The 19,719-nt window shown below is 56.7% G+C and carries 20 protein-coding genes; 8 read left to right on the top strand and 12 right to left on the bottom strand.

Annotation, left to right across the window (positions count from 1 at the left end):
- Nucleotides 1–73: 73 nt before the first annotated feature.
- Nucleotides 74–1,393, bottom strand: coding sequence for a murein DD-endopeptidase MepM (gene mepM / locus ACOTZB_RS15735; protein ID WP_337279618.1), 1,320 nt, complete (start codon nucleotides 1,391–1,393; stop codon nucleotides 74–76).
- Between the two features lie 15 nt (nucleotides 1,394–1,408).
- Nucleotides 1,409–2,353, bottom strand: a complete 945-nt coding sequence (gene znuA / locus ACOTZB_RS15740) for a zinc ABC transporter substrate-binding protein ZnuA (protein WP_126330301.1) — start codon at nucleotides 2,351–2,353, stop codon at nucleotides 1,409–1,411.
- Nucleotides 2,354–2,430: 77 nt separating this feature from the next.
- On the opposite strand from znuA, the gene znuC reads away from it, so the two are divergent.
- Nucleotides 2,431–3,186 carry a zinc ABC transporter ATP-binding protein ZnuC gene (gene znuC / locus ACOTZB_RS15745; RefSeq protein WP_193806473.1) on the top strand — a complete coding sequence of 252 codons (756 nt, stop codon included), beginning with the start codon at nucleotides 2,431–2,433 and terminating at the stop codon, nucleotides 3,184–3,186.
- Nucleotides 3,183–3,968, top strand: coding sequence for a zinc ABC transporter permease subunit ZnuB (znuB, locus tag ACOTZB_RS15750; protein WP_421627725.1), 786 nt, complete (start codon nucleotides 3,183–3,185; stop codon nucleotides 3,966–3,968). The genes znuC and znuB overlap by 4 nt, the downstream gene beginning before the upstream one ends.
- Before the next feature lie 59 nt (nucleotides 3,969–4,027).
- On the opposite strand, the gene ruvB is transcribed toward znuB, so the two are convergent.
- From ruvB to aspS, 6 genes are all read right to left on the bottom strand, one after another.
- Nucleotides 4,028–5,038: a Holliday junction branch migration DNA helicase RuvB gene (gene ruvB, locus ACOTZB_RS15755; protein ID WP_023312235.1), complete on the bottom strand. Its 1,011-nt coding sequence runs from the start codon at nucleotides 5,036–5,038 to the stop codon at nucleotides 4,028–4,030.
- Nucleotides 5,039–5,046: 8 nt separating this feature from the next.
- Nucleotides 5,047–5,661, bottom strand: a complete 615-nt coding sequence (gene ruvA, locus ACOTZB_RS15760; RefSeq protein WP_045355971.1) for a Holliday junction branch migration protein RuvA — start codon at nucleotides 5,659–5,661, stop codon at nucleotides 5,047–5,049.
- 80 nt (nucleotides 5,662–5,741) lie between these two features.
- The gene (ruvC, locus tag ACOTZB_RS15765; protein ID WP_003859749.1) at nucleotides 5,742–6,263 is read right to left on the bottom strand and encodes a crossover junction endodeoxyribonuclease RuvC; all 522 of its coding nucleotides are present in this window, start codon (nucleotides 6,261–6,263) and stop codon (nucleotides 5,742–5,744) included.
- Nucleotides 6,264–6,297: 34 nt separating this feature from the next.
- On the bottom strand, nucleotides 6,298–7,038 hold the full coding sequence (locus tag ACOTZB_RS15770; protein ID WP_008500447.1) for a YebC/PmpR family DNA-binding transcriptional regulator: 741 nt from the start codon (nucleotides 7,036–7,038) through the stop codon (nucleotides 6,298–6,300).
- A gap of 27 nt (nucleotides 7,039–7,065) precedes the next feature.
- The gene (gene nudB, locus ACOTZB_RS15775; protein ID WP_032658557.1) at nucleotides 7,066–7,509 is read right to left on the bottom strand and encodes a dihydroneopterin triphosphate diphosphatase; all 444 of its coding nucleotides are present in this window, start codon (nucleotides 7,507–7,509) and stop codon (nucleotides 7,066–7,068) included.
- Between the two features lies 1 nt (nucleotide 7,510).
- Nucleotides 7,511–9,283 carry an aspartate--tRNA ligase gene (gene aspS, locus ACOTZB_RS15780; RefSeq protein ID WP_023312238.1) on the bottom strand — a complete coding sequence of 591 codons (1,773 nt, stop codon included), beginning with the start codon at nucleotides 9,281–9,283 and terminating at the stop codon, nucleotides 7,511–7,513.
- 263 nt (nucleotides 9,284–9,546) lie between these two features.
- Between aspS and ACOTZB_RS15785 the strand changes: the two genes are divergently transcribed.
- The 5 genes from ACOTZB_RS15785 to cmoB are packed head-to-tail and all read left to right on the top strand — an operon-like array spanning nucleotide 9,547 to nucleotide 13,127.
- Nucleotides 9,547–10,113, top strand: coding sequence for a hydrolase (locus tag ACOTZB_RS15785; protein ID WP_047061094.1), 567 nt, complete (start codon nucleotides 9,547–9,549; stop codon nucleotides 10,111–10,113).
- Nucleotides 10,110–10,928, top strand: a complete 819-nt coding sequence (locus ACOTZB_RS15790) for a DUF72 domain-containing protein (RefSeq protein ID WP_193806463.1) — start codon at nucleotides 10,110–10,112, stop codon at nucleotides 10,926–10,928. The genes ACOTZB_RS15785 and ACOTZB_RS15790 overlap by 4 nt, the downstream gene beginning before the upstream one ends.
- Nucleotides 10,929–10,979: 51 nt before the next feature.
- A complete protein-coding gene (locus tag ACOTZB_RS15795; protein ID WP_021240443.1) occupies nucleotides 10,980–11,375 on the top strand; it encodes an MAPEG family protein in 396 nt (131 codons plus the stop codon).
- Between the two features lie 40 nt (nucleotides 11,376–11,415).
- Entirely contained in the window at nucleotides 11,416–12,159 is a 744-nt protein-coding gene (cmoA, locus tag ACOTZB_RS15800; protein WP_193806461.1) for a carboxy-S-adenosyl-L-methionine synthase CmoA, read from the top strand.
- Complete coding sequence (cmoB, locus tag ACOTZB_RS15805) at nucleotides 12,156–13,127, top strand: tRNA 5-methoxyuridine(34)/uridine 5-oxyacetic acid(34) synthase CmoB (RefSeq protein ID WP_193806459.1); 972 nt, start codon at nucleotides 12,156–12,158, stop codon at nucleotides 13,125–13,127. Before cmoA ends, cmoB begins: the two co-directional genes overlap by 4 nt.
- 262 nt (nucleotides 13,128–13,389) lie before the next feature.
- On the opposite strand, the gene cutC is transcribed toward cmoB, so the two are convergent.
- Both cutC and ACOTZB_RS15815 read right to left on the bottom strand, forming a co-directional pair.
- Nucleotides 13,390–14,133, bottom strand: coding sequence for a copper homeostasis protein CutC (gene cutC / locus ACOTZB_RS15810; RefSeq protein WP_045355966.1), 744 nt, complete (start codon nucleotides 14,131–14,133; stop codon nucleotides 13,390–13,392).
- A gap of 78 nt (nucleotides 14,134–14,211) precedes the next feature.
- Nucleotides 14,212–14,772, bottom strand: a complete 561-nt coding sequence (locus ACOTZB_RS15815) for a VOC family protein (RefSeq protein WP_047652331.1) — start codon at nucleotides 14,770–14,772, stop codon at nucleotides 14,212–14,214.
- 239 nt (nucleotides 14,773–15,011) lie between these two features.
- Here ACOTZB_RS15815 and argS point away from each other — a divergent pair, with 239 nt between their 5' ends.
- The gene (gene argS, locus ACOTZB_RS15820) at nucleotides 15,012–16,745 is read left to right on the top strand and encodes an arginine--tRNA ligase (RefSeq protein ID WP_045404452.1); all 1,734 of its coding nucleotides are present in this window, start codon (nucleotides 15,012–15,014) and stop codon (nucleotides 16,743–16,745) included.
- A gap of 35 nt (nucleotides 16,746–16,780) precedes the next feature.
- On the opposite strand, the gene ACOTZB_RS15825 is transcribed toward argS, so the two are convergent.
- A complete protein-coding gene (locus tag ACOTZB_RS15825) occupies nucleotides 16,781–17,920 on the bottom strand; it encodes a glycoside hydrolase family 88/105 protein (protein ID WP_421627829.1) in 1,140 nt (379 codons plus the stop codon).
- A gap of 4 nt (nucleotides 17,921–17,924) precedes the next feature.
- Nucleotides 17,925–19,508: an MFS transporter gene (locus tag ACOTZB_RS15830; protein ID WP_421627727.1), complete on the bottom strand. Its 1,584-nt coding sequence runs from the start codon at nucleotides 19,506–19,508 to the stop codon at nucleotides 17,925–17,927.
- Between the last annotated feature and the right edge of the window lie 211 nt (nucleotides 19,509–19,719).

Consider the following 19,719-nt stretch of genomic DNA (forward strand, 5'->3'; position numbering starts at 1 on the left):
GAGGCAGTCGTCCACGCACAAAAGAAAAAGCCGGCGTCAGTGTGCGCCGGCTTTTTTAACAAAAACAGAGGGCTTAGTTTAAGCTCAGCTGCGGCATCACCTCTTTCACCTGCGCCAGATAATCAGTACGATCTTTACCTGTCAGGCCTTCGGTACGCGGCAGTTTCGCCGTCAGCGGGTTCACTGCCTGTTGGTTGATCCACACTTCATAGTGCAGGTGCGGGCCGGTAGAGCGTCCGGTATTGCCGGAGATCGCGATACGGTCACCACGCTTCACCTTCTGGCCCGGTTTGACCAGCAGCTTTCGCAGGTGCATGTAGCGGGTCGTATAAGTACGACCATGACGTACCGCAACATAATATCCGGCGGCACCGCTACGCTTGGCCACCACCACTTCACCATCCCCTACCGCCAGTACCGGCGTGCCCTGCGGCATGGCGAAGTCAACGCCACGGTGCGGCGCGACGCGCCCGGTTACCGGGTTCAGACGACGCGGGTTAAAGTTCGAGGAGACGCGGAACTGTTTTGCCGTCGGGAAGCGCAGGAAGCCTTTCGCAAGGCCCGTACCGCTGCGGTCGTAGAACTTACCGTCTTCGGCACGAATCGCGTAGTAATCTTTGCCTTCGGAGCGCAGACGTACGCCCAGCAGCTGGCTTTGCTCGCGCTTGCCGTCCAGCATTTCGCGGGACATCAGGACGGAGAACTCATCGCCCTTCTTCAGTTTGCGGAAATCCATCTGCCACTGCATGGCTTTGATCACCGAGCTGATTTCAGCGCTGGTCAGGCCCGCATCGCGCGCGCTGGAGACAAAGCTCGCGCCCACGGTGCCTTTCAGAACGCTGTTAACCCAGTCACCCTTCTGCAGTTCGCTGGTCATCTTGAAACCGTTTGCAGTGCGATCGTAGGTGCGGGTTTCGCGGCGGGACATTTCCCAGGTCAGACGCTGGAGATCGCCATCCGCCGTTAGTGTCCAGGAGAGCTGTTGTCCGATTTTCAGGTTACGAAGATCTTTATCCGCAGCCGCCAGCTGGCTGATATTACCCATGTCGATGCCGTACTGGTTCAGCACGCTGCTCAGCGTGTCCCCGGTAGAGACAACATATTCGTGGATACCCGCTTCGTTCTCGGTTTTATCGTCCAGCTCATCCTGCGGGATGGCTTCATCTTCCTGAGCCGCCTGGTCAATAGGCTCACTGGCTTCAGGCAGCAAAGAACGGATTTCGCTCTTTTCAAGCTCAATGGTTTTGATGATAGGGGCAGAACTCGGGTGGTAAACATAGGGCCGCCAGACGGCGACCGCTAAGGTGAGAACTGTAAGCGACCCCAGCATAACGCGGTGGGGTCGAGGCAGATTGTTAAATGCCAGGGCGACAGAGCGGGCTATCTGTTGCACGTATTCACTTCCTCGTTATTCTCCTTTCAGGCAGCTCGCATACTGGTTCGCCAGTTGGCTGAGGAACTGCGAATAGCTCGCTTTGCTCAACTGGATATTCGTACCTAGCGGGTCAAGGGTTCCCATGCGCACGGATGTTCCCCTGGCCACGGCTTCTACGACCGCTGGCCTGAACTGTGGCTCAGCAAAAACGCATGTCGCTTTTTGCTCAACCAACTGTGTTCTGATTTCATGTAAACGCTGCGCACCAGGCTGAATTTCAGGGTTGACGGTGAAGTGGCCCAGCGGGGTCAAACCGTAATGTTTTTCGTAATAGCCGTAGGCGTCATGAAAAACGAAATACCCTTTTCCTTTCAACGGTGCGAGCTCATTACCTACCTGCTTATCGGTTGCGGCTAATTGTGCCTCAAAATCCTTCAGGTTGGCGTCTAGTTTGGCTCGACTTTGCGGCATAAGTTCCACTAATTTGTCATGGATTGCAACCGCTGAAAGCCGCGCTATCTCTGGGGATAACCAAAGATGCATGTTGTACTCGCCGTGATGGTGATCTTCATCACCTTTTTCACCGTCTGCGGCATGATGGTCATGTTCGTCGCCGTCGTCATCCGCCCCTTTCATGAGTAACGGTTTCACGCCGGGGAGGTCGGCAATCGCGACCTGTTTTTCACCCGCCACCTGTTTTGCTGACTTCTGCATGAACGCTTCCATTTCAGGACCAATCCAGACAACTAAGTCCGCGTTTTGTAAGCGTTTTACATCTGACGGGCGCAAGGAATAGTCATGCTCAGAAGCACCATCAGGGAGCAGAACCTGGGTCTCCGTTACGCCGTCGGCAATGGCGGACGCGATGAATCCAAGTGGCTTAAGCGAAGCGACAACCGCAGCGTTAACATCTTGTGCGGTTGTCCCCCAAAGGGCAGCAGATAATGCTGCGAAAAGAAGCGTATTTTTATGTAACATAATGCGACTAATCATCGTAGTGAATGCGTGGAATGTGATATTATAACATTCGTTGACTTCTTCAAGCTTAAAATGACATGACGACATTGGTTTCTCTTGAAAATATTTCGGTCTCATTTGGCCAGCGCCGCGTCCTCTCTGACGTGTCGCTCGATCTGAAGCCCGGCAAAATTCTGACGCTGCTCGGCCCCAATGGCGCAGGCAAATCCACCCTGGTGCGCGTGGTGCTGGGTCTGGTCGCACCCGATGAAGGCGTGATTAAGCGCGAGGAAAAATTGCGTATTGGCTATGTGCCGCAAAAACTACACCTCGACGCCACGCTGCCGCTGACGGTCAGCCGTTTCCTGCGTCTGCGCCCCGGCACTCGTAAAGCCGATATTGTTCCGGCGCTGAAACGCGTGCAGGCGGGCCATCTTGTCGATGCGCCGCTGCAAAAACTGTCCGGCGGTGAAACTCAGCGTGTTTTACTTGCCCGCGCGCTGCTGAGCAGCCCGCAGCTGCTGGTGCTGGATGAACCGACTCAGGGTGTGGATGTGAATGGTCAGGTTGCGCTTTATGATTTGATCGACCAGCTGCGCCGGGAGCTTGATTGCGCCGTGCTGATGGTGTCTCACGATCTCCATCTGGTGATGGCAAAAACCGACGAAGTGCTGTGTCTCAACCATCATATCTGCTGCTCCGGTACGCCTGAAGTGGTGTCAATGCACCCGGAGTTTATCTCCATGTTCGGCCCACGCGGCGCTGAACAGCTGGGTATTTACCGCCATCATCATAATCATCGCCATGATTTGCAGGGACGAATCGTACTGCGTCGGGGAAATGGACACTCATGATTGAACTGTTACTGCCCGGCTGGCTGGCCGGGATTATGCTTGCCTGCGCCGCGGGCCCGCTCGGCTCGTTTGTTGTCTGGCGCAGAATGTCCTATTTTGGCGATACCCTGGCGCACGCGTCCCTGCTGGGCGTTGCCTTTGGTCTGCTGCTGGATGTAAACCCCTTCTACGCGGTGATAGTGGTCACACTGCTGCTGGCGGCCGGTCTGGTCTGGCTGGAGAAGCGCCCTCACCTCGCTATTGATACGCTGCTTGGTATTATGGCGCACAGTGCCCTGTCGCTGGGCCTGGTGGTGGTCAGCCTGATGGCGAACATCCGCGTGGATCTGATGGCCTACCTCTTCGGTGACCTGCTGGCCGTGACGCCGGAGGATCTCATCGCTATCGCCACTGGCGTGGTGGTGGTACTCGCTATTCTGCTCTGGCAGTGGCGGAATTTACTGGCAATGACCGTCAGTCCGGATCTGGCGTTTGTCGACGGCGTGAAGCTGCAGCGCGTTAAGCTGCTGCTGATGCTGGTGACAGCGCTAACGATTGGTGTCGCAATGAAGTTTGTCGGCGCGCTGATTATTACGTCGCTGCTGATCATCCCTGCGGCTACGGCGCGTCGTTTTGCCCGTACGCCGGAGCAGATGGCCGGCGTGGCCGTGATTATCGGGATGATTGCGGTAACGGGGGGATTAACCTTCTCGGCGTTCTACGACACGCCTGCGGGGCCGTCTGTGGTGCTTAGTGCAGCGGTGCTGTTTATCCTCAGTATGATGAAGAAGACAGCGCATTAACTTGGAGGGCGCTGATGCCCTCACCCTGCCCCTCTCCCATCGGGAGAGGGAATTAAGGATTACGGCATCGCGGGCGGCGTAATGCCGAAATGATTCCACGCCCGCACCGTTGCCATACGTCCACGCGGGGTGCGCTGCAGGAAACCCTGCTGGATCAGATACGGCTCCAGCACATCTTCAATCGTCTCACGCTCTTCTCCGATTGCCGCCGCCAGGTTATCCAGCCCGACCGGGCCACCAAAGAACTTATCCAGCACCGCCAGCAGCAGTTTACGGTCCATATAGTCAAAGCCTTCGGCATCGACGTTAAGCATATCCAGCGCCTGGGCAGCGATCTCGGCGGAAATCGAGCCATCGTGCTTCACCTCGGCAAAGTCACGCACGCGACGCAGCAGGCGGTTGGCGATACGCGGCGTACCGCGGGAACGCTTCGCCACTTCAAACGCGCCCTCTTCGCTCATTTCGAGCCCCATATAGCGGGCGCTACGGCCAACGATGTGCTGGAGGTCCGCCACCTGGTAAAACTCAAGACGCTGCACGATGCCGAAACGATCGCGCAGCGGAGAGGTCAACGACCCGGCGCGGGTGGTGGCGCCAATCAGGGTAAACGGCGGCAGATCGATTTTGATGGAGCGCGCGGCCGGGCCTTCACCGATCATGATATCCAGCTGGTAATCTTCCATCGCCGGATAGAGCACTTCCTCCACCACCGGTGACAGGCGGTGGATCTCATCGATAAACAGCACGTCATGCGGTTCGAGGTTGGTCAGCATCGCCGCGAGATCGCCCGCCTTCTCCAGCACGGGGCCGGATGTGGTGCGCAGGTTGACGCCCATTTCATTGGCGACGATATTCGCCAGCGTGGTTTTGCCTAAACCGGGAGGGCCAAAAATCAGCAGGTGATCGAGCGCATCGCCGCGCAGCTTTGCCGCCTGGATGAAAATCTCCATCTGGGAACGAACCTGCGGCTGGCCGATATACTCATCAAGCAGTTTTGGGCGGATCGCGCGATCCACCACGTCATCTGCCTGAATAGTGCCTGCCGACACCAGGCGGTCTGCTTCAATCATCCTTTACCTCACAATGCAGCGCGCAGCGCTTCACGAATCAGGGTTTCACTGCTGGCGTCCGGTTTGGCAATTTTGCTCACCATGCGGCTGGCCTCCTGAGGTTTATAGCCCAGCGCCACCAGCGCGGCAACCGCTTCCTGCTCGGCGTCATCATCCGTCGCAGGGCCGCCAGGAGAGGTCAGTACCAAATCAGCTGCCGGAGTGAACAGATCGCCATGCAGACCTTTAAAGCGGTCTTTCATCTCGACAATCAGACGCTCGGCGGTTTTCTTACCGATGCCCGGGAGCTTAATCAGTGCCGCCGGATCTTCGCGCTCAACGGCATTCACAAACTGTGGTGCCGACATGCCGGACAAAATCGCCAGCGCCAGCTTCGGCCCAACGCCGTTGGTTTTAATCAGCTCGCGGAACAGGATCCGTTCCTGCTTGTTATTGAAGCCGTACAGCAGCTGGGCATCTTCACGCACCACAAACTGGGTAAAGACAATCGCCTCTTTGCCCGCGTCCGGCAGCTCGTAGAAGCAGGTCATCGGCATATGGACTTCATAGCCCACGCCACCCACTTCCAGCAGCACTAACGGGGGTTGTTTTTCAATGATGATGCCTCTGAGTCTGCCTATCACGTGACGCTCCTGCGTTCTGGGAGAAATTAACTGCCGACATAATAAAAAAAGGCTGGATGTTTATCCAGCCTGATTTCTGATTATCGTAACCTGCCTCGCGCCAGATTGAGCCGCGACTCGCTCATTTGCATCGCATTCTGGCTGACGTGACAGTGGGTAATCGCAATCGCCAGCGCATCCGCGGCGTCGGCCTGCGGGTTCGCGGGAAGCTTCAGCAAGGTACGCACCATATGCTGCACCTGGCTTTTTTCCGCGCTACCAATGCCCACCACCGTCTGCTTAACCTGACGCGCCGCGTATTCGAATACCGGCAAATCCTGGTTCACGGCAGCGACGATGGCGACCCCGCGCGCCTGACCGAGCTTTAGCGCCGAATCGGCGTTTTTCGCCATAAAGACCTGCTCGATGGCGAAGTAGTCCGGCTGAAACTGGGTGATGATCTCCGACACGCCCGCATAAATGAGCTTCAGGCGCGAAGGAAGATCGTCCACTTTGGTGCGAATACAGCCGCTGCCCAGGTAGGTTAGCTGGCGTCCCACCTGACGGATAACGCCATAACCGGTGACGCGTGAGCCTGGGTCAATCCCGAGAATAATCGACATCACGCGTCTCCTGTAACGGATTTATACGCTCTCATCAGAGAGTCGCTGCAACCTCATCAGAGATTTCACCGTTGTGGTACACTTCCTGCACGTCGTCGCAGTCTTCGAGCATGTCGATCAGACGCAGCAGTTTCGGTGCCGTTTCCGCATCCATGTCCGCTTTGGTGGACGGGATCATGGACACTTCAGCGTTGTCCGCTTTCAGGCCAGCCGCTTCCAGCGCATCGCGCACGGCACCCATCTCTTCCCACGCGGTATAAACGTCGATAGCGCCGTCATCGAAGGTCACTACGTCTTCCGCACCGGCTTCCAGCGCCGCTTCCATGATCGCATCTTCGTCGCCTTTCTCGAAGGAGATGACGCCTTTTTTGCTGAACAGGTAAGCCACGGAACCGTCGGTGCCCAGGTTGCCACCGGTTTTAGTGAACGCGTGGCGCACTTCCGCAACGGTACGGTTACGATTGTCGGACAGACACTCAACCATCACCGCAGTACCGCCAGGGCCGTAACCTTCATAAATGATGGTTTCCATGTTCGCGTCTTCATCACCGCCCACGCCACGTGCGATAGCACGGTTCAGGGTGTCACGCGTCATGTTGTTTGACAGCGCTTTATCTACCGCCGCGCGCAGACGCGGGTTAGAAGCCGGGTCGCCGCCGCCCAGACGCGCTGCTGTCACCAGCTCGCGAATGATTTTGGTAAAGATCTTACCGCGCTTGGCATCCTGTGCCGCTTTGCGGTGTTTGGTGTTGGCCCACTTACTATGACCTGCCATAAAAAGTTCTCCAAAAATCGCGCCTTCTCAGGCTGCGTTAATTACAAATTCTTCAATCGCCTGCCGGTTGCTCCACGACTTGGTCAGTGCGGCGGCGTCCGCCGCATTCACCCAGCGGTAGGTAAGGTGTTCGGTAAACACGATCTCCCGTTCATGGGGGAGCGCGAGACAGAACCACGACTCCGTATTGCGCTCGGTACCCGGCGCGTAGCGATGACGTAAATGGCTAAAAATTTCAAACTCCACCGTGCGCTGGCAGTCCTTCAGGGTCAGTTGCTCGCGGGCAACGTCAATGGTGACCTCTTCCTTTACTTCGCGCGCGGCGGCCTGCAACGCGGTTTCCCCCTCTTCCAGACTGCCTGTTACCGACTGCCAGAAATCAGGGTCATCGCGCCGCTGCAACATCAGCACCCGCTTCGTGTCTTCTGCATAAATGACCACCAGGACCGAAACGGGAAGCTTATATGCCATATCAGTTTTTCTCTTCCTTCTTCACCACTTCAATGCCCAGCTCGGCCAGAGAGGCCGGGTTGGCAAAGCTTGGCGCTTCGGTCATCAGACACGCTGCGGCAGTGGTTTTCGGGAAGGCAATAACATCACGAATGTTATCGGTGCCGGTCAGCAGCATGGTCAGACGGTCAAGACCGAAGGCCAGGCCCGCGTGCGGCGGCGTACCGTATTTCAGGGCGTCCAGCAGGAAGCCAAACTTCTCGCGCTGCTCCTGCTCGTTGATGCCCAGAATGCCGAACACGGTCTGCTGCATTTCGCCGCTGTGAATACGCACGGAACCACCGCCCACTTCGTAGCCGTTGATAACCATGTCATAAGCGTTCGCGACCGCATCTTCCGGTGCCGCTTTCAGCTCTGCTGCCGTCATGTCTTTTGGCGAGGTGAACGGGTGGTGCATTGCGGTCAGGCCGCCTTCACCGTCGTCTTCAAACATTGGGAAGTCGATAACCCACAGCGGCGCCCATTTGTTTTCGTCGGTCAGGCTCAGGTCTTTGCCGAGCTTCAGACGCAGCGCGCCCATCGCATCCGCCACGACTTTCTTGTTGTCTGCGCCGAAGAAGATCATGTCGCCGTCCTGCGCGCCGGTGCGCTCAAGGATCGCTTCCACGATGTCCGCGTTCAGGAATTTCGCTACCGGGCTGGTGATGCCTTCCAGACCTTTCGCGCGCTCGGTCACTTTAATATAGGCCAGACCTTTCGCGCCGTAGATCTTGATGAAGTTGCCGTAGTCGTCGATCTGCTTGCGGCTCAGGGCAGCACCACCCGGTACACGCAGCGCTGCTACGCGGCCTTTAGGATCGTTAGCCGGGCCAGCGAATACGGCAAACTCAACGCCTTTCACCAGGTCTGCTACGTCCACCAGCTCCATCGGGTTACGCAGGTCTGGTTTGTCAGAGCCGTAACGACGCTCGGCTTCAGCGAAGGTCATGATAGGGAAATCGCCCAGCTCAACGCCTTTCACGTCGTTCCATAGGCTACGCACCAGAGCTTCCATCACTTCACGCACCTGCTCGGCGGTCATGAAGGAGGTTTCCACGTCGATTTGGGTAAATTCTGGCTGGCGGTCAGCGCGCAGGTCTTCGTCGCGGAAGCATTTAACGATCTGATAGTAGCGATCGAAGCCGGACATCATCAGCAGTTGTTTGAACAGCTGTGGAGACTGCGGCAGCGCGTAGAATTTGCCTTTATGAACGCGGGATGGGACCAGGTAATCGCGCGCGCCTTCCGGCGTGGCTTTGGTCAGCATCGGGGTTTCGATGTCGAGGAAACCGTGGTCATCCATAAAGCGACGCACCAGGCTGGTGATTTTCGCACGGGTTTTCAGGCGCTGGGCCATTTCCGGACGACGCAGATCCAGGTAGCGGTATTTCAGACGCGCTTCTTCAGTGTTGACGTGGTTGGAGTCCAGCGGCAGCGCTTCTGCACGGTTGATGATCACCAGATCGGACGCCAGCACTTCGATGGCACCCGTCGCCATGTCGGCGTTGACGTTTTTCTCGTCACGCGCGCGCACTGTGCCGGTAACCTGAATGCAGAACTCATTACGCAGCTCAGAGGCCAGCTTCAACGCATCTGCGCGATCCGGATCGAAGAACACCTGAACGATACCTTCGCGGTCGCGCATATCGATGAAGATAAGGCTACCAAGATCACGACGACGATTGACCCAACCACACAGGGTTACCTGCTGTCCGACGTGGGACTGACGCAGCTGCCCGCAATATTCTGTACGCATGAGATATCCCTTAATTAGCCGCAGGCTAAATGTCGCCTGGTATGCAGGCTACTATGTCGCAGCTTTCTGTATGTCACAACTGGATGAAAAAAGGCGGCTATTATACTGGAAATTCCGCCGGACGATAAGAGCGAACCACGGCCAGGCGGTCGTTTGCTGCACTCTTATTGCGCATTCTCACAAAAATTAACAAAATTATCCGCCCAGGAACAGGCCATCACGTCGTATGGTGTCTGGAAGTGATTCATTTAACGGGAGTAACGATGTTAACACTTGATGCCAGTAAAACCGCACTTGTTGTGATTGATTTACAGGAAGGCATTCTGCCCTTCGCCGGTGGCCCGCATACTGCGGATGATGTGGTCAACCGCGCTGCTCGCCTGGCGGAAACATGTCGTGCCAGCGGTGCGCCTGTTGTCATGGTGCGAGTCGGCTGGTCCGCTGATTACGCCGAAGCGTTAAAACAGCCCGTTGATGCCCAGGTTCCTGCACGCGCCCTGCCGGAAAACTGGTGGACGTACCCGGCCGCACTCGGCAAACGCGACAGCGATATTGAAGTGACCAAACGCCAGTGGGGCGCTTTTTACGGTACCGATCTCGAGCTGCAGCTCCGCCGTCGCGGCATCGATACCATCATCCTGTGCGGCATATCCACTAATATCGGCGTGGAGTCTACCGCCCGCAACGCGTGGGAGCTGGGCTTTAACCTGGTGATCGCCGAAGATGCCTGCAGCGCGGCTTCCGCGGAACAGCATCAGGGCAGCATGACCCATATCTTCCCGCGCATCGGCCGCGTGCGCAGCACGGATGAGATTGTCAGCGCGCTATGATGTACGTGGGCCTGCCCCAGTGGTCGCACCCGAAATGGGTGCGCCTTGGCATCACCAGCCTTGAGGAGTATGCCCGGCACTTCAACTGTGTCGAGGGTAACACCACCCTGTATGCGCTCCCCAAAGCCGAGATTGTTACGCGCTGGCGGGAACAAACGACCGATGACTTCCGCTTCTGCTTTAAGTTTCCGGCCACCATTTCCCACCAGGCCGCGCTGCGCAACTGCGGGGATTTAACCGAAGAGTTTTTTACGCGCATGTCGCCGCTGGCGAACCGCATCGGTCAGTACTGGATCCAGCTACCCGCCACGTTTGGCCCACATGATTTGCCTGCGCTCTGGCAGTTCCTGGATGCCCTGCCCCGCGAATTCACCTACGGCGTTGAAGTCAGGCATCCTGAATTTTTTGCCAAGGGCGAAGCAGAAAAAGCGCTCAATCGCGGCCTGCTTGAGCGTTCCGTTAACCGGGTGATCCTCGATAGCCGACCGGTGCACAGCGCTGTCCCCCATAGCGAAGCCATCGTTGAAGCTCAGCGTAAAAAGCCGAAAGTGCCGGTCCACGCCATCGTGACCGCGCATAACCCAATGATCAGGTATATCGGCAGCGATAACATGCAGCAAAATCAGGCGATGTTCGCCGTCTGGCTGCAAACGTTAGCGAAGTGGGAACACACCACCACGCCGTATCTCTTTTTACATACGCCGGATATCGCCCAGGCGCCCGAACTGGTCGATGCTCTGTGGCAGGCCTTGCAGGCTGCGGTGCCGTCCGTGGGCAGCGCCCCTTCCATCCCACAACAATCTTCTCTTTTCTGATATCACCCCCTATCATAGTGAAGTGCCATCTGCCAAAAACAGGGAGTTTGTATGGTCAGCGCGCTGTATGCGGTGTTAGGTGCATTACTGCTGATTAAGTTTTCATTTGATGTTGTGCGCCTCAGAACGCTGTACCGCGTCTCTTACGGTGACGGCGGATTTTCCGAGCTACAAAGCGCTATCCGCATTCATGGCAACGCGGTCGAATACATCCCCGCAGCCTTAATCCTGCTGCTGTTTATGGAGATGAATGGCGCAGAAACCTGGATGGTGCATATCTGTGGCCTGCTTCTTATTGCTGGCCGCCTGATGCACTATTACGGTTTTCACCACCGCTTAATCCGCTGGCGTCGTTCCGGCATGAGTGCCACCTGGTGTTCGCTTTTGCTGATGGTGCTGGCTAACCTGTGGTATATGCCGTGGGAGTTGGTTTTCTCCCTCCATTAGCGCACAATACGCCACTTTATTTTTCCCGGATTTTTACGTTATGTCAGATCGCGACACGCTTTTTTCCGCGCCTATCGCCAGCCTGGGCGACTGGACCTTCGATGAACGGGTAGCCGAAGTCTTCCCGGATATGATCCAGCGCTCTGTTCCCGGTTATTCCAATATTATCTCTATGATCGGCATGCTGGCTGAGCGCTTCGTTCAACCCGGTACGCAGGTCTATGACCTGGGCTGCTCGCTCGGCGCGGCAACGCTGTCGGTTCGTCGTAACGTTCACCACGAAGGCTGCCGAATCATCGCCGTCGATAACTCCCCAGCCATGGTTGAGCGCTGCCGTCGCCATATTGACGCGTACAAAGCCCCTGTTCCGGTAGACGTGGTGGAAGGCGATATCCGCGAGATTGAGATCAATAACGCGTCGATGGTGGTCCTGAATTTCACCCTGCAGTTCCTGGTGCCTGATGACCGCCAGCTGCTGCTGGACAAAATTTATCAGGGGTTGAATCCCGGCGGCGCGCTGGTGCTCTCGGAGAAATTCAGCTTCGAAGATGCCGAGGTTGGCGAACTGCTGTTCAATATGCACCACGATTTCAAACGGGCGAATGGCTATAGCGAGCTGGAGATCAGCCAGAAGCGCAGCATGCTCGAAAACGTGATGCTGACGGATTCCGTAGAAACCCACAAAGCGCGTCTGAGCAAAGCCGGGTTTGAGCACAGCGAACTGTGGTTCCAGTGCTTTAACTTTGGCTCTCTGGTGGCGCTGAAAGCGGGAGAGTCCGCATGATCGAATTCAGCAACTTCTATCAGCTGATTGCCAAAAACCAGCTCTCCCACTGGCTGGAAACCTTGCCCGCGCAGATTGCCGCCTGGCAGCGCGATCAGCAGCACGGCCTGTTAAAGCAGTGGTCAAACGCGGTGGAGTATCTGCCCGAACTGACCCCGCATCGTCTGGATCTTCTGCACAGCGTCACCGCCGAGAGCGAAGAGCCGCTCCCGGCCGGGCAGATCAACCGCATCGAAACGCTGATGCGTAACCTGATGCCGTGGCGCAAAGGGCCGTTTTCACTTTACGGCGTGAACATCAATACCGAATGGCGCTCGGACTGGAAATGGGATCGCGTTCTGCCCCACCTTTCCGACCTGACGGGACGTACCATTCTGGATGTCGGCTGCGGCAGCGGTTACCACATGTGGCGCATGATTGGCGCGGGCGCGCATCTGGCGGTCGGTATTGACCCGATGCAGCTGTTCCTGTGCCAGTTTGAAGCGGTGCGCAAGCTGCTGGGTAACGACCAGCGCGCGCACCTGCTGCCGCTGGGCATTGAACAGCTCCCTGCCCTTAAAGCCTTTGATACCGTCTTCTCCATGGGCGTGCTGTATCACCGTCGTTCTCCGCTTGAACACCTGTGGCAACTGAAGGATCAGCTGGTCAGCGGGGGCGAGCTGGTGCTGGAAACGCTGGTGATTGAAGGCGATGAAAATGCCGTTCTGGTGCCGGGCGATCGCTACGCGCAGATGCGCAACGTTTACTTCATCCCTTCCGCGCTGGCGCTGAAGAACTGGCTGGAGAAGTGCGGGTTTGCGGATGTGCGGATTGCCGACGTCAGTGTGACGTCTATCGAAGAACAGCGCCGCACCGACTGGATGATCACCGAATCGCTGGAGCAGTTCCTCGACCCGGCCGACCACAGCAAAACCATCGAAGGCTATCCGGCTCCGATGCGTGCGGTGTTGATTGCGACTAAGCCGTAGCCTTTTAGCCGGGTGGCGGCTACGCCTTACCCGGCCTACTCGTAGCACGTTTTCTCCAAAATAGTTCAAGTTGCAGCAAGGCGGCAACGCAGCGAATCCCCGGGAGCTTACATCAGTAAGTGACCGGGGTGAGCGAGGCGGCCAACGCAGCTGCGGCTTGAAATATGAAGGAGAAAAAAAGGCCCCTGTGTAATTGGCAGGGGCCTGGTACAAGCAAGCATCATATTGGGCGACATGATGCGCGGTAAAAATCGGTACGTTGCTACACGTGATGGCGCTCAATCAGCGACTTCATTTCCGCAACCGACTCTCCCTCTACGCCATAGCGTGAATACTCATCCGCTTCAGCATCCGTCGACATTGACAATCCTGTATTGCGATAACGCATGGGTGAAGGTATCCATTTCCCCGCGGAGCTGTGCAGCTCTTCTACCCCGGCGTTTAAAAACCGTTCCAGATTGCTGGCGCGGACTCCCGCACCCGCCATTATTATTGGAACACCGGAATGTGCTTTTAGTTCCGTAATTAATTGCAGTCCTTTTTCAGCGGACGCCTGCTGACCGGATGTCAGGATGCGCGCCACGCCAAGTTCTCCAAGCGTTTCAAAGGCCTGAAGCGGATCTTTACACATATCAAATGCGCGATGAAAAGTGACGGCCAGCCCCTGCGCGGCGCTCATAATCTGACGCATACGCGGTATATCAATGTTGCCGTCTTCATCCAGCAGGCCAGTCACCAGGCCTGGAAAACCCAGGTCCCGAACGAGCGCGATATCATCAAGCATGGCACTGAACTCGCCCGCCGTGTAACAAAAATCACCGCCGCGCGGACGAATAATCGGGTGAACGGGAATGGTGACGGCCTGACGGGCAGACTTCAACACGCCGTATGACGGCGTCAGCCCGCCCTCTTTGGGTGCCGCACACAGTTCAATGCGGTCAGCCCCGTGCTTTTGCGCGGTCACGGCACACTCCACGCTGTAACAACAAATCTCCAGCAGCGCCATTTAATCCTCCTGAAATTCCACTAAACGAAACATCATGACACGCCGTCCGTTTTCAGTCCCGGCGTGAACTCACATCTCTTACGCTTCGCTGGCAACGATCTGCTCAATGGTCCACGGATGAAACTTCACCGTGACCTGTCCGTCAGTGACGGCCAGCGTCGGATTAGGTAACCGCTCGCGCTCGCCTTTGGGTGAACTCGTCTTCACAAAAATTCCCGGCTGGCTTAAGCCTTCGTCAGAAAGGAGGGCCAGCGCGCGCGCGTTTAACGTCTCCGGCTCACCCGGCAGGACAATTTCGATATGTTCCCAGCCTTCGTGCGGATAGCGTTTCTCTCCCGGCCACGGCAGTTCAACCACGGTGAATTGCCAGTGCGCCACGTTGACCGGCTGATGCAGTTTGAACAGGCAAATAGGGCGACCGTTAATGATGTTCTCGGACAGCAACTCGCCGCACCGTTCGAACCCGCGACGCCAGCGCTCGGCGGTGGCATTCTGATGACAGCGCAAAGAGATGTGATCGGCCTCAAGCGGCGCGATATCCAGACCGAGACGGGTGGCAAGTTCTGTGAACGCCTGGGTAAAGCGCGGTAAATCTGCGGAAATATCATGCAGTTCGTCAATGGATTGCCAGTTCGCCATAAGTCACTCTCTTTTCATGTCGCAAAGCCGCTAATTTACTCTGTTGCCCTGTTTTGACCAACCGCAGAATCCGGCTTTTTGCGACTGCATGATTATGCACACCTTCACCGCCTGGATTCTGAGCAATCTTCAGGCCCCGCAATGCTGACGCCAGAGGGCATTTGCAGTATACTCCCGCCCTAAATTCTTTAACTGGCGCGGGCGGTTGTAAGCCCGCATCAAAAACGTAAGGTATCCAGGTGAATATTCAGGCTCTTCTCTCCGAAAAAGTCAGTCAGGCACTGATTGCCGCAGGCGCGCCTGCGGATTGCGAACCGCAGGTTCGTCAGTCAGCAAAAGTACAGTTTGGCGACTATCAGGCTAATGGCGTGATGGCAGTGGCTAAAAAACTGGGCATGCCGCCGCGACAGCTCGCTGAGCAGGTACTGACGCATCTGGATCTTTCCGGCATTGCCAGCAAAACCGAAATCGCCGGCCCGGGCTTCATCAATATTTTCCTGGAACCTGCGTTCCTGGCAAGCCACGTTGACGCAGCGCTGAAATCTGACCGTCTGGGTGTTTCCCAGCCGGAGGCGCAGACCGTCGTGATCGACTACTCTGCCCCGAACGTGGCGAAAGAGATGCACGTTGGCCACCTGCGTTCCACTATCATCGGTGATGCCGCGGTGCGCACGCTCGAGTTCCTAGGTCACAAGGTGATCCGCGCGAACCACGTGGGCGACTGGGGTACCCAGTTCGGCATGCTGATTGCTTACCTGGAAAAACAGCAGCAGGAAAACGCGGGTGAAATGGCGCTGGCGGACCTGGAAGGGTTCTACCGCGAAGCCAAAAAACACTACGACGAAGACGAAGCCTTTGCCGAGCGCGCGCGCAGCTACGTGGTTAAACTGCAGGGCGGCGACCAATACTTCCTCGAGATGTGGCGCAAGCTGGTTGATATAACCATGTCTCAGAACCAGCTGACCTATAACCGTCTGAACGTTACACTGACCCGTGACGACGTGATGGGTGAAAGCCTCTATAACCCAATGCTGCCTGGCATTGTGGCTGACCTGAAAGCGAAAAACCTGGCGGTAGAGAGCGAAGGCGCAACGGTGGTGTTCCTTGATGAGTACAAAAACAAGGAAGGCGAACCGATGGGCGTGATCATCCAGAAAAAGGATGGCGGCTATCTCTACACCACGACAGACATCGCCTGCGCGAAATACCGTTACGAAACGCTGCATGCCGACCGCGTGCTGTACTACATCGACTCCCGTCAGCACCAGCACCTGATGCAGGCGTGGACCATCGTGCGTAAAGCCGGTTACGTGCCGGATTGCGTTCCGCTGGAACACCACATGTTCGGCATGATGCTGGGTAAAGACGGCAAACCGTTCAAAACCCGTGCGGGCGGAACCGTGAAGCTGTCCGACCTGCTGGACGAAGCGCTGGAGCGCGCCCGCCGTCTGGTGGCCGAGAAGAACCCGGACATGCCTGCCGACGAGCTGGAAAAACTGGCCAACGCCGTGGGTATCGGTGCGGTGAAATACGCGGATCTCTCCAAGAACCGTACCACCGACTATATCTTCGACTGGGATAACATGCTGGCGTTTGAAGGCAACACGGCGCCTTACATGCAGTATGCCTACACCCGCGTGCTCTCGGTGTTCCGTAAGGCGAACATTGATGAAAACGTACTGGCGAATGCGACAGTGACCATCACGGAAGATCGTGAAGCACAGCTGGCGGCGCGCCTGCTGCAGTTTGAAGAGACGCTGACGGTTGTCGCGCGTGACGGCACGCCGCACGTAATGTGTGCTTACCTGTACGATCTGGCGGGTCTGTTCTCCGGCTTCTACGAACACTGCCCTATTCTGTCTGCGGAAAACGAATCGGTCCGCAACAGCCGCCTGAAGCTGGCGCAGCTCACGGCGAAGACCCTGAAGCTGGGTCTGGATACCCTGGGTATCGAAACCGTAGAACGCATGTAATACAAAAAACCCGGCAAGCGCCGGGTTTTTTCTTATCAGAAATACTTCCGTAAATATTCCGTCAAACAGAGAATCGCCATCGCCTGTCCGTACGGCATAGACGTCAGCGGGATCTGGCGATAAAACTCAAGATCGCTGCTCATGCCCGTGCCGAACGACGTTTGCAACAGCTCGCCTTCCGGCGAAATATTTTTGACGATACCGCGAATCGCTTTTTCTGCCACTTCGGCATACTCCGCGCCAACGTAGCGCTTGCGCACGGCTTTCAGAATGCCGTAGGCAAACCCTGCCGTGGCGGACGCCTCAAGATAAGAATGTGGATCGTCGAGCAGCGTATGCCATAGCCCGCTGTCGTCCTGATATTTCGCCAGCGCGGCAATCTGCGCATTCAATACCTGCACCAGGTAGCGGCGCACCGCGTTGCTTTCCGGCAGATCCACCAGCTCAAGGAAGTCCGGGATGACGATGGTGAGCCAGCTGTTGCCGCGCGCCCAGCGGGCACGGGCAAAGTTATGATTACCGTCATAGCTCCAGCCGTGGAACCACAGCCCGGTCTCCCGGTCCATCAGGTTCTGCACGTGCAGCAGGAACTGATAGACCGCCTCTTCAACGTACTCCGGCTTATTGAGCAGCTTGCCGATTTTCGCCAGCGGCAGCACCGTCATCATCAGCGTGTCATCCCACATCTGTTGATGGTTTTCTTCCGCCAGGGTGATGTGCTGCATCCCGCCGTGTTCCGTGCGCGGCATCTCGGCCATCGCCCATTCCGCCCAGCTTTCCAGCCACGGCAGCCAGGCCTGATTTTTGGTCTCTTCGTAGCGATATGCCAGCGTAAGGAACGGCGACATGGTATTCACGTTTTTGGTGGTCGCGCCTTCCGCAAAGCGGTCGGCAAACCAGCTGTCGATAATCTCTCGCATACCTTCATCGCCGGTCTGGCAGTAATACTGCCAGATACCGTACAGGCCAACGCCGTGCGTCCACTCCCATCCGGCCCAGCCTTTGGTGTCGATCACGCGCCCGTCGTCCAGCCGCAGCAAAAATTCACCCGTTTTGTCGTGGATATTGACCAGGCTATGCGTCACCTTTTGAATCAGTGATTTCAGCTCGTCCCGGGCGATAAAGCGCTCTGGCTGACGCAGTAACGGGCTATGTTTGACAGGCCAAACTTTCATCATCTTAACCTCTGTTGTATGTCGAATTCAGTACCGCGCGATCCTTCAGCGAAGGTGCCGCTGGCTTGTTGCGATTCAGATAGCCGATGTTGTTATTGCCCCACAGTGACTCATAGGGCATACCGGCCAGCATCTCGACGGTGGCGCGGGCGTGTGGCGTCGCTGACTGAGGCATCGCATGACCACACTCACGCATTTTCGCGGTCTCCTCGCGCAGCGTGCTGTGGGTCTGCAAATTGAGCCTGAAGCGCAGGGAAACGAGGAAGCCGCAGAACAGCACCAGGATGGTGCCCACGCTCAGGATCGTCAAAATGGTGTGGCTCACTTCCGCAGGCTGCACTTTCTGACCGCTGACAAAGCCGGACATCTGCATCACAATGCCCACCAGCATCACCGCACCGGCCTGTGACGCCTTACGGGTCAGGGTCATGATGCCCGCGAAGATCCCTTCGCGGCGCTGGCCGGTGATCGCTTCATCCACGTCAGCAATGTAGGTGTAGGTGTTCCATGGCACGTAGTTGATCCCGCCGCGCCCCAGCCCAGCCACCGCAGAGATCAGCAACAGCAGAGCGTAAACGTCGCTCAGGCCCGCGTAATAGAGCACGGCGTAGGAAATTGACGCCAGGCCAAACAGCACCACCACCATGCGGTAGGACGGCGCAGGCCCGAAGCGGATACACAGCGGGATCATGGCGATAACCGCAAGGAACTGGAAGATGGCCATCGTGCCCAGCAGACTGGACGCCACTGACGCTTCCTGCATCAGCACGAACACCACGTAGTAGGTGAATACCGCGTTAAACACGTCCTGCGCGATATAGCCGCCGAGGTACATGCCCAGATGCTGACGGAAAATCTTGATGCGCAGCGTGGAGCTGAGCTCAACGATCAGGCGGTTGAGGCTTTGCCCTATCGTCAGCTTCTTCTTCTCTTCTTCAGCACGCAGCGCCGCTTCAGACCACTCTTCGCGCGGACGTTCCCAGGTGAAGCACCAGACGAAGGTCAGCATCAGCGCGCAGAGCACAGAGAAAACCAGGCTTGCATAGAAGAAGGAAACCGCGTTGTCTTTCCCGAACCAGGTCAACAGGATCCCCGGCAGGAAGGAAGCCAGAATGGCGGACATCTGGGCCATAGCGATACGCGCCCCGGAGAACTTGGTTTTCTGTTTAAAGTCATCGGTCATTTCCGGCACCAGCGTTTCGTACGGCACCAGAATCATGGTGTAGACAATATCAAACAGCAGATAGGTCAGCAGGTAGTACCCGAAGCTCATGTCCCCAACCCACATCAGCGAGTAGCTGAACACGCACGGGATCCCCAGCAGGATAAAGAACTTACGACGGCCAAAGCGCTTGCCGAGCCAGGTCGTACCAAAGTTATCGGTTAAAAAGCCCATCAACGGGCTAACGACGGCATCCAGCACCCTTGCCGCGGCAAAGATGAACGTTGCTTCGATCGGTGAAAGCCCGCAGAAGGTGGTATAAAAATATAAAAGCCAGGCCGCCGTCAGGGCGGTGGTACCCGCCCCGAGAAAATCGCCTGACCCGTAAGCAAGATAATTCGCGAGTCCAATTTTACGTGTTTTCATTGCCGTCAACCCTAATCAGTTTCAGGAGACTCCCTGCAAGCACGCTTCGTCCGGGAGCTTTTATACGGCTACAGTAAATGCATCGACCTGTTGATACCTTTCTGTTTCTGCCACTCCTGAGAGGGTGCATGGCAAAAATACAAAGAGTAGGGTCACGCGCGTCACTGATTTATAAAACAGCGTTTCTATTTGATCAAAAGGAGAGATCAGT

This window comes from Enterobacter cloacae complex sp. SHL020, from assembly GCF_049236945.1.
Taxonomy (GTDB): Bacteria; Pseudomonadota; Gammaproteobacteria; order Enterobacterales; family Enterobacteriaceae; genus Enterobacter; species Enterobacter dykesii.